Here is a 14,013-nt window from a genome sequence, read left to right as displayed (position 1 = left end):
GTGCCATCGGCTGCTCACAGCTCGACGGACTGCCTGGAGGTCTCGGCGGCCGGTGCGTTCATCCTGTCGGGCGGAACTGATATTCAGTCAACGTTCTTTTCTGGAGTCAGAAATGAGTTTCCGTCAGAGGGGCTGGCGCGCCGGCGCTCGCAGGGGAGTCCGACGGTTTCCGGAGTGATGGCGTGATCGCGGGGATGCCGTGGCGCGAAAACGACTTGATATCGTGTCACGTGAAGTGACAGCGTGTATACGGTCCGTGTTGTGTGGCTGTCGGTGATCCCGAAGCCACCGGGTGTGAGGTGACAGGCTTGACGGAGACGCAGCACCTGGCGAAGGTCTACAGCGACCGCGCCTACGTGCACACCACGACCGTGCGGCACCAGGGAAGTACGGTCGCGTTCGCGATGGACGATCAGCGGCGGGTCGTCTACAGCGTCCTGGACCTGTCGCAGCACGACGAGGTCAAGGGCGAGGCGGACGCCGCGTACTGGTCGGAGGACCCGTTGCCGCTGCGCTTCCCGACGGAGGTGGCGCGGATCGGCTACGCGGTGGCGGGCGCGGTGCGGATGCCCGTCGTCAAGCGCGGCGGGCGGGTTGAGGCGGACGCGGCGGAGCGGCTGGAGGAGCAGGAGCTGGACCAGTTCCTGTCGAGCACGGCCCGGCTCGGCGCCGCCGCCCCCTTGCACGTCCTGTCCGACGGCACCCACCTGTACGTGCTGCGCCAGTCGGTGCGCGCCGACCACCCCGACGCGGTGTTCCGGCTCGCCGACGGCACCGGTTCCTCGGGCGACCCGGCCCGTACCGACTACCTGGCCAAGGACGGCGAGGCCAGGCTCGCGGTGGTCGACGCGACCCTGCTGTGCGACCGCTTCGTGCTGGCCGGCGGCGAGTTGAAGCCCGTGCTGGAGGTCCGCTACCGGCGCAGCCGGCACAAGGGCCGTCCGGACTCCGCCAAGGACAGCCTCGGCACCCAGGACATGGAGGGGCAGCCGTTCGTCGAGCCGACCCAGGAGCTGTCCTTCGTCCGCAACCTCTCCGACGGCCGCTTCACCGCCCTGCTGGTGCCCACCGCCGTGCACGGCCGCGAGCGCTGGCAGATCTTCGCCCACAACGACGCCACCGGCCGGATCGACGCCTTCAGCGTCGAGCGCAGCCGCGACGGCCTGTTCAACACCCAGGGCACCCAGGCCTGGACCAGCCCCGACCCGCGCTACCGCACCGCCGTCTACGAGAGCGCGCCCGGCGCCTGCCCGTTCACCGGCCGCCCGCTGGTGCCCGCGGCGGACGAGGGCGGCAACGCCGGTACGGCGCTGCGCTTCGACGGCGCCGACGACGTGGCCACGGTGCCCGGCGGCGCCCTCGCCCTGGCCGACCACGACTTCACGGTGGAGTTCTGGGCCCGGCGCACCGCCACCGGCGGCCGTGACTTCCTGATCGGCCACGGCGACACCAGCGGCGCGCAGCGGCGCACCCTGCACATCGGCTTCCGCCCGGACGACAGCTTCGCCTTCGCCTTCTACGGCGACGACCTGAACGTCCCGCAGCGCACCACCGACAGCGAATGGCACCACTGGGCCTGCGTCTTCGTGCGGAGCACCCGGGAGCAGATCGTCTACCGCGACGGCGTCGAGATCGGCCGCCGCACCGCCGACAACCCCTACGCGGGTGTCGGCGAACTCACCCTGGGGCGCGCCATCGGTTCGTACGGGCGCGGCGAACTGGACGAGGTCCGGATCTGGCACCGCGCCCGCGGCGGGGCGGAGATCGCCGCCGACCGGGGCCGCCGCCTGGTCGGCAACGAGCCGGGCCTGGCCGCCCACTACCGCTTCGACGAGGGCGCCGGAGACACCCTGCACGACCAGACCGATAACGCCCGGCACGCCACGATGAGCGGCGGCCCCGCCTGGGTCACCTCCGACGCCCCGATCAGCGAGAACTCCGGGGTGAGCCGCAGCAGCTTCGCCTTCGCCGGCCGCCGGGTGGTCTCCGGCCTGTCCGCCCTGCTGCACCACCAGCAGGAGGCCTCGCCGGCCGGCTACGACCGGGCGGCCAAGCCGGTCAAGCGCCAGGCCCGAGTGCTGCTCGCCTGTACCACCGCCGGGCCCGACCCGGCCACCGGCAAGTCCACCGCCGAGGCGTACGTCGCCACCCTGGACTTGGGCGTGGGCCGGGACGGCCGGCTCGCACAGCTCCCGGAGGAGCTGGCCCTGCCGGTGCTGGAGGCCCCCGAGTCCAGCGGGAACGTGGACGCGGCGAGCGAGGTGGACGCCCAGGTGGCCAAGCTTTCCAGGGACGTCGCCGCCACCGAGGCCGAGATCACCCGCCTCCAGACGGAGACCGCCGAGATCCCTGAGGTCGAGCGACAGCGCGCCCAGGCCCGCTCCGCGCTGGAGGACGACCCCACGCTCTGGCGCTACCGGCTGCGGTTCAAGCTGCCCAAGGACGGCAAGGACCAGTACCTCGCGGTGCAGGGCGACAGCAAGGACCGCCTCGCCCCGCTGGTGCGCACCGCCAACAAGCAGGCCGCGTCGACGGTCTGGACTTTTGAACCGGCCGGCACCACCCTCAACAACTTCGCCTGCTACTTCGTCAAGAACGCCAACTCCGGGCACGACATGAATGTCGACGGCGGCGGGACCAGCGACAACGTGCCGCTGATCCAGTACTCCCGGGAATCCGGCAACGCCGCCACCCACTTCGCGCTCGACACCTGGAACGGCCACAGCCTGGTGGTGCGCCACACCCATAAGGCAGTCGCGGCCAGGGACAGCCAGGGTGACCGCATCGTCCAGTACGACTACACGCCGGTGAACACCTCCGGCGAGAGCATCCTGGTCCTGGAACGGGTCGACAACACACCGAAGCCCGGCCCCGCCACCGACCGGCTCAAGCAGCGGATCGCCGAACTCACCGACCGGCTCGACCTGCTCGGCACCAAGCAGGACCGGCTCGGCCAGCTGCGTCGCAGCCTGGCCTCCCAGCAGGCCGCGCTGGCCGCCAAACAGGAGGAGCTGGGCCGGCTCACCGGCGGCGTGCGCGGCTCCGACGACATCGCCCTGCCGGTGCCGCAACTCACCGTCGACCGCACCGGCCTGAGCGGCTCCGGCGCGCTGCTCGGCTTCGCCCGCGCCGCCGACCGCCCGTTCCTGCTGGACAGCGCCACCGGCAACGTCGTGCTCTACTTCCGGGGCTCCAACGGCCAGTTCTTCGCGGCCTACTACGACACCCAGGTGCTGCGCTCCTCCCGGCAGCTGGCCGACGGCGAGCGGACGGTCTCCTTCACCGCCCGGGACGCCGCCACCGACCTCACCGGGACGGTCATCGGCATCGCGGAGGGCGACAACGCGGCGCAGGTCTCCCTGAAGATCAAGCACAACGGGCAGACCGAGCGCTGGAGCCACCTTCCCCGCCGGGCCGAGGACTTCGCCGCCGTGGTGAACGGCGCACCCGAGCAGCCCGTCACGATCGGCACCGTGCTGCGGATCGACGGCGACGTGGTGCAGTTCACCGAGGGCACCGGCGCCCCGCTGGCCGGCCCCGGCTTCGTCACCGTCGGCGGCCACGGCTTCCGTTTCGACGGCAGCCACCCCGCAGGGTCGAAGTCGCTGCGCCTGGCCGAGGGCGCGGAGCTGACGGCGCTGAAGCCGGGGATGACCGTGCAGCGGGTGCGCTACGACCACCGCTGGTCCACCTCCTCGCAGCCCGGCGTCGCCCTCGCCGCGGGCTCCCGGCTGGTCACCGTCGACCCCGGCGGCGTCGCCGAGCTGCCCCTCGGCAGCGCGGACGGCCTGGTGCGCGGCCACGGCGGGCGCTGGCGGGCCGACATGCCGGGCCGCGCCTACGCCTTCGACGGCAAGGGCCGCTTCCTCGCCCTGCCCGCCGGGCAGCTGCCCCGGGCGGCGACCCCGGGCGACCTCACCCTGGAGACGTGGATCAACCCGGAGCGGGTCGAGGGCCCGGCCCGGCTGCTGCACGCCAACGCCGGGGACACCCCGTACGGTCTCGGCCTGCTCGGCACCCAGGCCGCCTCGGGGCTGGTCTTCGACGGCGTGGACGACGCCGCCGTGGTGCCCGCCGCCTTCGGCTTCGGCGACGGCGACTTCACGGTCGAGTTCTGGGCCCAGCGCACCAACATCGACGACCGGGACCACTACGTGCTCGGGCACAGCGGCGACCAGGGGCGCGACAGCGAGAGCCTGCACATCGGCTTCCGTAAGAACGGCCGCTTCACCTTCGCGTTCTACGGCGACGACGTGGACACGGCGCTGCTGTACCCCGACACCAAGTGGCACCACTGGGCCTGCGTCTTCCAGCGCGAGACCCGCCAGCAGGTGATCTACATGGACGGAAAGGAGATCGCGCGGCGCACCGCCAACGCCCCGTACCGCGGGCAGGGGCGGCTCTCGCTGGGCGCGGTGCCGCACCAGCCGGGCAAGTTCGCCTCCCTCCGGATCGACGAGGTCCGGCTCTGGTCCAAGGCCCGCGGCGGCGACGAAGTCCGCGCCGACCAGGCACGGCGGCTGAGCGGCAGCGAGCCCGGGCTGCTCGGCTACTGGACGTACTCGGCGCCGGCCCCCGGTGCCACGGCCGTGCTCGCCGACCGCTCCGGCAACGACCGGCACGCCGAACTGCGCGGCATGCCGACCCCCGTCCCGGCCCGCTCGCCGATCGCCGACGGCGGCTACCGGGTCGTCGCGGCCGTCGGCGACCGGCGGGTGGTCAGCCGGGAGACCTTCGCGCTGCGCGAGTGGGGCCACCTCGCGCTGGCCTACCAGCAGTCCTGGGCGGTCGAGTTGACCGGGGACGCCCACCTCGAAGTCCCGGACGACGACGCGCTGGACATTGCCGACGACCTGACCCTGGAGGTCTTCGCCCGCGTCGACCGCCTCGGCGAGACACAGGGCCTGCTCTCCAAGGGCCGCACCGCCGACGGCGTCGGCGGCAGCGTGCCGTACCGGCTGGCCGTCCTGCCGGACGGGCGGCTGGAGTTCGCCTTCGAGGAGCCCGACGGCCGGGCCGTGCGCTTCACCTCCACCGAGGGCGTGAAGGCCGGGCAGTTCCACCGGATCGCGGTGGTCCGCAAGGGCGGTCGCTCGATGCAGGAACAGAAGGGCACCAAGGAGATCACCACCACCGGCGCCGACGGCAAGCCCGTCACGAGGAGCGTCGAGCTGGTCGAATCCCTTGCCGTGCGCGAATGGCAGGACATCCGCTTCCACCTGGACGGCCGGGAGATCGGCGCCGCCCGCTACGAGGGCCCCGGGCCGCGCGGCAACGACGCGCCGCTGGAGCTCGGCCGGGCCCGGGAGGGCGCCGCCGTCCAGCAGCTGGCCGGCGTGCTCGCCGAGGTGCGGATCTGGGGCGCCGCCCGGGACGCCGCCCGGCTCGGCACCGCCGTCACCGCCCGCGACCGCGGCCTGGTCGCGCATTGGCGCTTCGAGGAGAACGCGGGCAGCACGGCGGCCGACGCCACGGGCTCGCACCCCGCCCGGCTGCGCGGCGCCCGCTGGGTGCGCAACCCCGATCCGCGCGGCAGCGTCTTCCGGCTGTACCGCAACGGCGTCGCGGTGGCCTGCGACGCGGCCGGCACCCCGGGCCTGCCCGACACTGCCGCCTTCGCCGACAGCGGAGACCAGCAGCTGACCCTGGGTGCCGTGCTCAAGGGCGGCAAGCCCGCCGACGCCTTCGAGGGCGTACTGGAGGAGGTGCGGATCTGGCGCACCGCCCGCACCCACGAGCAGCTGCTGGACAACCTGTTCACCCGGCTCAAGGGCGAGAAGGAGAGCCTGGTCGCCTACTGGCCGTTCGACCGGGACTCCACCGAGGCGGGCGCCGCCCAGGTCCGCGACGAGGGCCTGCGCGGCAACCACCTGGACTTCGGGCCGGCGGCCTCCCGTCCGCGCACCGTCCTCTCCAGCGCGCCGGTCTCCAACGACGCCGCCCAGGTCCGCTCCGCCCTGGCCGGGCTGCGCACCCCGTTCCACCAGAGCATCTCCGCCGCCCCGGCGGTCGCCGAGTACGCCGACATGCAGTACGGCTCGCGCGGCGAGGCGTTCGGCGTCCTCAAGCGCGCCTACAGCTACCTCCAGGACGGCCGCTGGCACCTGATCACCGGCTACAAGGTCGGCGAACTCGTCAGCGAATGGGTCAGCCAGATCCAGTTCGACCCCCAGCTGATCGGCTACGTCGAGGGCGCCCCGCCGATCCCCTCGGAGAACCTCACCGTTGGCCTGACCGACCCCGGCAGCGACACCTTCGACGGCGCCGCCACCGTCAAACTCACCGAGGCCGAACAGGTCGTGCGCTCGCTGTCCTCCGCCAAGGAACGCAGCGTGGACGCCGCCTTCGGCTTCGCGCTCTCCAACGAGGTCGACGTCGACGTGTGGATGATCACCGCCCCGCTCGGCTTCGGCATCGCCAAGGCCATCGCCAAGGGCGGGGTCTCCGCGAGCGTGCGCGGCAACCTGGAGTTCTCCAACAGCTGGGCCGAGGACACCTCCGTCTCCCAGGGCGAGAACACCGCCCGCACCACCAAGGTCTCGCTCACCGGCCACTGGGAGGACCCGGGCCGACTGCTCAACCCCACCGCCGGCCGCCGGTACGTCCCGGCCAACACGGGCTTCGCCGTCGTCCAGTCGCAGACCGCGGACGTGTTCGCGCTGCGCCTGGCGCACAGCGGCGCGCTGGTCGCCTACCGGATCCAGCCCAACCCGGACATCCCCAAGGACTGGAACGTCATCCCGTTCCCGATCAACCCCCGCTACACCAAGCAGGGCACCCTCGACGGCACCGTCGGCTTCGACGAGCGCGGCAAGGTCGCCGACCCCGACTACCGGGGCGTCCGCGAGCGGGGCGAGTACAGCTACTTCAAGCCCCGCGAGGCGTATGCGCTCAAGCGCCGCATCCAGCGCGACCAGCAGCGCCTGCACAGCTACTACGACAGCGTCTCCACCGAGACCCACGCCCCGGACCCGCTCGCCCAGAAGGCCGGCCGGGTGCTCGGCGGCGCCATCGGCGCGGACGCCGCCCCGGCCCGCGGCCGGGACGCCACCGACAGCGCCACCGGGCAGGGCTTCTCCCGCCGAGACCTGGTCAACACCTACGTGTGGACGGCCGCCGGCGGCTTCTTCGCCGAGACCACCGAGACCACCGACGTGGTCAGCGAGACCACCGCCGGCTCGTACTCGCTCTCCGGCTCGGTCGGCACCTCCATCGGCACCTCCTTCCAGATCGCCGGCATCGGCATCGGCGCCCAACTCGACGCCTCCGTCGGCGGCGGGATGACCGCCACCCGCGCCCGCGGCAAGGAGGCCACCCGCTCCTTCGGGCTGGAGGTCGAGGTTGCCCCCAGCAGCAACCTGCAGAGCTACGACCAGAACCGCAACCCCGTCTTCGACCGGGACGGGAACCCCGTTAAGGTGCCCGGCAAGGTCGACGCCTACCGCTTCCTCAGCTTCTACCTCGGCGAGGACAGCGAGCACTTCGACAGCTTTTACAACAAGGTCGTCGACCCGGCCTGGCTGAACAACGGGCACGACCCCAACGCGGCGGCGCTGCGCCAGGCCCGCCAGGCCGACCGCAAGCCGCCGTGCTGGCGGGTCCTGCACCGGGTCACCTTCGTCAGCCGCGTCCTGCCCGACGTCCCGCCCGCCGACGCGCCCGCGCTGGAGAAGGCCATGCGGCAGCTGGACGTGGAGAGCAATTATGAGCTCGTCCGCCGCCTCGACCCCTACGTGAAGGGCGCCGCCACCAGCCTCCCCGACCTGGCCGAGGCCACCCGCACGACCCTGGCCCGGGAACTGCCGGAGCTGCTCCCGCACGCCGACGACGTGATCGGCTTCCTCGCCCAGTACTACGGCGTGGAAGCCTGAACCTGGCTCCCCGGTGCGGGCTTCCCCGCACCGGGGACTGCTCGCTCGGGCCCGCCGCCGAGCCCGGGCGGCACAGCCGGGCCGGCCCAGCTGTGGGCAGAGGATCCGTCGCGTACATGGCCGGCCAAGTCCAACCGGTCGGCGACCCGTCGAAGCGGTACTGATGCTCCGTCGGCACCTGGCAGGTGTGCTGAGGAGTCTCGGCGACACCTGGAAGACATCCCGGACGAGCGACAACGGCACCCGAGCGTGGAAGAGATCGCCCATTGAGGTCACGAAGGTCGCAAACACCATGCGGGAACTGCGCCAGCGCTTCGGAACATCCAGAGTATCCGGATGCAGCGCGAGTCCGAACCCGGGAGCGGAGGTTCACGGCTGCCGGTCCGACACCCGCGGAAATGGCGGAGGGTGGCAATGCGCAGTGGCGACCGGCTGGCACCCCTCACCGACAGTCGGGGCCGGCACGCGGAGTCTCACGTGGGGATCCAACGATGTGCAGGGCGCCCGCTCAGGCCGCGCGCTGGAGATCGCCGACAGCAGCGCTCGGCCTGCTGGAGCGACGGGAGTCCGCGTGGTCGAGGGCGGTGGAGAGTGCCTTGACGGCCTGGTCGGCGGAGTCCTTGAAAGGGTTGCCGTAGAGGTTGATGGTGGTCGCGAGGGTGGCGTGGCGCAGGGTCTTGGAGACGACTGCGCAGCCATTCCTGCCTCGATCTGCTTCGGCCGCAGGTCCAGAAGCCGGCAACGCCCGAACGCGGGGATCAAGTCCCTCTCCATGTACGCCTTATAGCCGGCGTACGTGTTGACCATGAGCTCCCCCTTCCTCGCCGCCAGGTTGCTGGAGGGTGCTCAGGCGGCGGCGCGGTCCGCTTCGTCGTCGATGGCGTCGTAGAGGTGGGTGCCCTGGGCCCAGTCGCGAAGGATCTGCCGGTTCACGAGGATGAGGTCGTGGCGGGCGGCGAAGGCGCGGGCGTCCCGGGTGAAGCCGTTGAGTCCGATCATGACGGGTACGTCGGCGTGGTGTTCGGGTCGGGCGGTGCCGTTGAAGGTCTGGACATCCCTGGAGCCGACCGGTTTGCCGTAGTGCTTGCACTGCACGACCACCTTGCGGCCGAGGTGGTCCCAGGCGATGACGTCCGCGCCGAGGTCCCCGGCGCGGCCTGAGTGCTGGACCCGGGTGAAGCCGTCGCGGGCGAGCAGGGCGGCGCACGCCCGCTCGAACTCCGTGGCCTCCATCGCGTCCAGGTGGTGGATCCCGTACGTCAGGATGGCCGGGACCTCGTCGTCGAAGTCGTCGTCCACGTAGCGGACGTACCCGCGTGGGGTGAGGAGGCGGGCCGCGAGCACGACGGGGACCAGCGCGAGCGGGGCCACGATCAGAGTCGACCACCAGGGGTGATCGGTGATCCAGCCCCAGACGTCCACGCTGAGCCAGCGCCAGAAGGTGGTGCTCAGCCACTGCCAGACCACCTTGGCGACTGCGATGGCGAGTACCACCCCGGCGATGGCCTTCAGCAGCGGATCGAATGTGCCGTCATGGCGCACTGTGCGGCCTCTCCGGTGTCGTCTCAGGGCGCCGGGGCCGGACCGGCCGGGCTGCGGGGCGGCGGGCTCGTCGCTGGGGCCTTCGGGTCGGCAGGCGTAGCAGTTCGTGGAGGGCGACGCCGTGCTCGGCCCACAGGCGGAGCCGGTCGCGGTCGACCCAGCGCACCTGGTGCTTGTCGCCCCAGGCCTTGGCGTCGCGGGTGAAGGAGCCGTTGGTGACCACGACGGCGATGTCGGCGCCGTGGACGGGGCTGGCGGTGCCCTTGACCTGGTACATCACCGGGGAGCCGACCTTTGCGCCGACTGTGGTGTGTTTCGCCTGCAGCACGATCCGGCCCAGCGCCGGATGCTGACCGATCACGTCGGCGGCCTGGTCGCCCTGCCGGCCGACCTGCCGTGCCGTCCAGCCGTCGCGGACCAGCAGATCCCGCAACGCGAACTCGAACTCCTGGTCGTCCAGCGCGTCGATGCCGCTCAGGGGCAGCCGCAGACCGGCCAGTCGCGTCGCGCGGGCCCGATCGGCGGAGTGGCGCCGCACCCACCACACCGCTGCGCCGACGACGGCAGTGGCGGCAAGAACGACGAGGACGGGCCAGTGCCGGGCGGCGGCCCGGGCGCCGGCGGTCGCGGCCTGGGCGAGCAGCGTGGCCACCGCCAGGGCGGTGACACCGGCCGCCATGTGCTCGATGGCTCCCCGGGGCCGACGTGGCCACCGGCGTCGCTTGCGGGACATCAGCGCGCGGCCGGGGCGGAGGTGGCCGTCGGCGCCGGACTGTTCGGCGTGGCCGCGCCGGAGTCGCCGAAGCCGATGAAGTGACTCCACAGCCACACCAGCGCGCAGACGCCGACGATCGACCAGCCGCTCATCTTCTTCGCGCTCGGCCGCGGGTTGCGGCGGATGTGGCTGCGGACGACGTGGTATCCCTCGGGCACCGGCATCGGATGGGCTCCCCTCCCGTCGGCGGGCCGCTCCTCGCGGCCCGTTCCGCCCTCTGATGTAGCAGCGCCTTCCGACACGAACTGACGGAACGTCGACAATCGATCACAAGCCGCAACGGGATTCGGACACGGACCTCGCGCCGATCCAGGCCTCCCCGGTAGGGCCTGTTGACGGCCTTGGCCCAGGCCGTGGTCACGCTCGAACACAGTGGCGCCCGTGAGGAACGAGACGGCCGCAGGTACGGCCTTCACCCTATGAACCATCTGTCAGCTGGACGAATGCCCGGCCCCGGCGGTGCGCTGGCGTCGTCAATGCATCTGGCGAAAACCGGTGGCGTACGCCGGGGGCGCAGAACGAGGGCGTTCGCGCCACGGGCCGGTCAGCGGCCGCACGTCCCCTGTCGGCCCGTCAAAGCCGCGAACAGGCCGTCGAATCGCGGAGATTCATCAGAAGCGTGAACCGGCACTACGGCCGGGCTCTACCCTCTCGTCGGACGGGAAGGAAACGGTGACAGGTGTGACTTCCGGCGAAGGACGCTCGCGGCGCCAGGACGGTACGGGCGTCGACGACGACAGTGACAGCGGTCTTGCGCTCCTGATGGGCTTCTTTGCGCTCGGCGCCGTCGTGCAAACAGCGGCCTGGCTGTGGGGCCATCCGCTGGCCGCCACGGCGGCACTCGGCGGCGCAGCCGCGGTAGTCGTCGCCCTACGTGCGGCACTTCGACATACCGCCCTCGGTCCACCGGTGCGCCGATTCCTGCAACCGCTGTGGGCCCTGGTCCGCGCCGGCATCGCCACGCGATTCACGCTCGCCCGTACCAGAGCTGCGGCGTTCCTCACCAGTCGCATCGAGCAGTGGGCCCATCGGCCGGTGCGTCAGGCGAGGCCCGCAGAACCCGACGCGTCCTACACCCGGCGCTCCCTCGACCACACCCTGGAGGCGTTCGAGGCCGCCTCACCGACCCGCTTCGAGGAGATGTGCCGCGAACTGCTGGAACGCGACGGGTTCATCGACGCCGTACGAGTCGGCGGCGCCGGGGATTTCGGTGCCGACGTCGTCGCCGTGGACGGTCTGGGACGGAGGGTGGTGCTGCAGTGCAAGCGATACTCGGCTCCGCTGGGTTCGGAGGCCGTCCAGAGGTTCAACGGCACCGCCCGGCCGGTCCACGGCGCCGCGGTCCCGGTCGTTGTGGCGCTCAACGGCTTCACCGAACCCGCTGCCGCCTTCGCCACGAGGCAGCGCCTTCACCTCGTCGACCGCGAACGCCTCGCCCGCTGGGGCGCCGGCCAGCACCTCTACCGGGTCCTCGACATCGACCCCGGGCCGGGACGGTACACCTGACAGCCGAGACCCGGCAAGGAAGCCCCCGGACATCCCGAGTGCCCGGATGCCGGGGTGAGCCCCAGCTGTCGTACATCTCCGTCCAGGCCGCGCGTCAACGAGACAGAGTCGCCAAGGAAGACGGCATCACCGCAGTGTGGCAACCGTCGACCCGAAGGCTCCCCTCATCGACCAGGTCCACTGGGCGCGTACCGACAACCTTCCGGCCCGAGCCATCCGCGAGGACCGCGACCTGCTCGTCCGAGGCGGCGTACGCACCCTCAACCTGAAGAAGTGCGACCACACCAACCCGCTTCTGTGCCCCGTCGAGAAGATCGGCCGCTGCTACCAATGGCACCCGAGCTGGGACATCCAGGTGCCGCAGATTGACGACATGGTCCGCCGCATCGCCGGCGGCCTCTACGTCCCGATCACCCTCAAGACCACACCCGGCGGCCTGCTCCGCTTCTGGGCACCGGAGAAAGACCGGAAGGTGTTCGTCTCGAACGGCGGGGCACTGGTCGACACCGACAGTTCCGCGCGAGCGGAAGTCATCGACGGGTCTGCGTGATGTGGAGTGCATCCGGGTGCGGGAAGACCGGCGCGGGCCCGACTTCGAACCCATGCCGCGGAAGGACACCGGCGAGGCGTACTGCGCAGTCGTCGCCGTGAGCGTGCCGGCCCCGGCGCGCACCGATGATCGGTGCGCGCCGGTTACTGCTCCGCGGGCAGGACCCCGTGCGGCGTGCCGGGCGCGCGCCTGTACCCCGGTGGCTGGTTCTGCGACTCCCACCGACCAGGCATTCGGTACTGACCCGCGGCTGCCGGGCACCGCTCTCACCGCCGAAGCACAGGGCAGTCCCCAACGCGGGAATGCCCTGAGCAAGTGCGTGGTCCAGGAGTTCCACGCACTTCGGTCGGGTGCTACCAGGTTCCGGATCTATGCGGCGAGGCAGGTGCTGGGGATCGCGGTGGAGTCGATGTTGGCGTACTGGGCATCCGCCCGGTCGAGGGCAATGGCGAGCGCCTTGACGGCTTCGTCGGCGGAGTCTTTGAGGAGGTGGCCGTAGAGGTCGACGGTGATGGCGAGATTGGAGTGGCACAGGGTTTTTGAGACGACGGCGAGGGGGATGCCTGCGGCGATCATGATGCTGGCTGCAGTGTGGCGCAGGTCGTGCAGGCCGATCTTCGGCAGGTCGAGTTCGGCAGTGCGTTTGCGGAGTTGGTCGAGGACCCACTGGGGCCGAAGGGGCTCTCCGTCTGGGCGGGCGAAGACCAGGCCCTCCAACCGGCTGTTGGGATGGGCCGCCATTTGGATGGCGGCCTGGCGGTGGAGGGCGGCCATCACTCGAGGAGAGAGGCTGATCCATGTGCGGCTGGCTTCGGTCTTGGGTTCGCCGAGGTGGATCTTCCCGTTGTTCACGGCGGTCAGTGTCCAGCGGACGTAGAGCTTGCGGTCCATGAGGTGGACGTCGGACCAGTGCAGGGCGAGGACCTCGCCGCGGCGCATCCCGGTGCCTAGCATGACCTCGAACAGGTCGGTGAGCCGGTCCGCGTAGTGCTCCGCGTTGTGGCGGAGGAACGCCGCCGCCTGGTCGGGAGTCCAGCAAGTGCGCACCGCGGCGCGGGGCTTGGGCGGGACGGAGTGCTTGGCCGGGTTGTAGCGCAGCCGCCACGTCCGTACCGCGTGGTTCAGGGCGTTGCGCAGCATGGCCACCGCGTGGTGGACGGTGGTGCGCCCGCGGCCGGCGGCGAGCTGCGCGCTCACCCAGGCGTCGATGTGCTTCGGGCGGAGGTCGAGGAGCAGCATGCCGCCGAACGCGGGGACGAGGTCGCGTTCGATGCAAGCCCGGTAGCCGGCCCAGGTGTTCGGGGCCAGCGCCGGCCGCTTCGCCTCCAGCCATTCGTACAGGAACAGCCCGACACGAAGCGTCCGGTCCTCGTACACGCCCCGGTACTCGGCATCCAGCACCCGCGCCATCTCCCGGGCCGCCTCCGCCCGGCTGGCGAACCCGCCCCGTCGCCGAGTCCTACGCTTGCCGTCCTCCCGCGCCAGATCCACCGCATACGTCCACCGCCCGTGCGCGGTATCGGCGGCCAGCCGCGGACACCACGAACCCAACTGCTTCCCGCTGGTGCCGTCCTTGCACCCACACCTGCGGTACACCCGACCACGCTTGGGACACTGCGCCATGGGCTCCTCCTCGAGCCAAGTGGTGATGGCGTGTCCAGAGTCGCGGGAGTGATGGGTGTGGCGGCAGAGCGTGCGGGGCGGGGCGCGGAGCACAGACAAGATCGACCGGCCAGGACGCGCGCTGGCGACACGCCGCGAGGGTGGTC

The 14,013-nt window shown here is 71.6% G+C and carries 8 protein-coding genes; 3 read left to right on the top strand and 5 right to left on the bottom strand.

Going from position 1 to position 14,013, the window contains the following annotated elements; translation table 11 throughout:
• The first annotated feature begins 308 nt into the window (after positions 1-308).
• Positions 309-7,871 (top strand): LamG-like jellyroll fold domain-containing protein, encoded by a 7,563-nt coding sequence (locus ACIHEI_RS06415; RefSeq protein ID WP_396605849.1) that lies wholly within the window; start codon positions 309-311, stop codon positions 7,869-7,871.
• A 508-nt stretch (positions 7,872-8,379) separates the two neighbouring features.
• Here the strand turns inward: ACIHEI_RS06415 and ACIHEI_RS06410 are convergent.
• From ACIHEI_RS06410 to ACIHEI_RS06395, 4 genes are all read right to left on the bottom strand, one after another.
• Positions 8,380-8,613 carry a hypothetical protein gene (locus tag ACIHEI_RS06410; protein ID WP_396605848.1) on the bottom strand — a complete coding sequence of 78 codons (234 nt, stop codon included), beginning with the start codon at positions 8,611-8,613 and terminating at the stop codon, positions 8,380-8,382.
• Between the two features lie 104 nt (positions 8,614-8,717).
• The gene (locus ACIHEI_RS06405) at positions 8,718-9,413 is read right to left on the bottom strand and encodes a restriction endonuclease (protein ID WP_396605847.1); all 696 of its coding nucleotides are present in this window, start codon (positions 9,411-9,413) and stop codon (positions 8,718-8,720) included.
• Entirely contained in the window at positions 9,403-10,092 is a 690-nt protein-coding gene (locus ACIHEI_RS06400) for a restriction endonuclease (RefSeq protein WP_396605846.1), read from the bottom strand. The genes ACIHEI_RS06405 and ACIHEI_RS06400 overlap by 11 nt, the downstream gene beginning before the upstream one ends.
• Positions 10,093-10,145: 53 nt before the next feature.
• A complete protein-coding gene (locus ACIHEI_RS06395; protein WP_396605845.1) occupies positions 10,146-10,352 on the bottom strand; it encodes a hypothetical protein in 207 nt (68 codons plus the stop codon).
• A gap of 745 nt (positions 10,353-11,097) precedes the next feature.
• On the opposite strand from ACIHEI_RS06395, the gene ACIHEI_RS06390 reads away from it, so the two are divergent.
• Both ACIHEI_RS06390 and ACIHEI_RS06385 read left to right on the top strand, forming a co-directional pair.
• Positions 11,098-11,694, top strand: coding sequence for a restriction endonuclease (locus tag ACIHEI_RS06390; RefSeq protein ID WP_396605844.1), 597 nt, complete (start codon positions 11,098-11,100; stop codon positions 11,692-11,694).
• A gap of 136 nt (positions 11,695-11,830) precedes the next feature.
• The gene (locus tag ACIHEI_RS06385) at positions 11,831-12,244 is read left to right on the top strand and encodes a hypothetical protein (protein WP_396605843.1); all 414 of its coding nucleotides are present in this window, start codon (positions 11,831-11,833) and stop codon (positions 12,242-12,244) included.
• A gap of 369 nt (positions 12,245-12,613) precedes the next feature.
• Here ACIHEI_RS06385 and ACIHEI_RS06380 read toward each other — a convergent pair whose 3' ends face one another.
• Positions 12,614-13,867, bottom strand: a complete 1,254-nt coding sequence (locus tag ACIHEI_RS06380; protein ID WP_396605842.1) for a tyrosine-type recombinase/integrase — start codon at positions 13,865-13,867, stop codon at positions 12,614-12,616.
• Positions 13,868-14,013 lie beyond the last annotated feature (146 nt).

Origin of the sequence: Kitasatospora sp. NPDC051984 (assembly GCF_044593455.1) — a bacterium.
Lineage (GTDB): Bacteria > Actinomycetota > Actinomycetes > Streptomycetales > Streptomycetaceae > Kitasatospora.
Note: the sequence above shows the minus strand (reverse complement) of the source record. Positions and strands in the feature narration are given on the sequence as shown.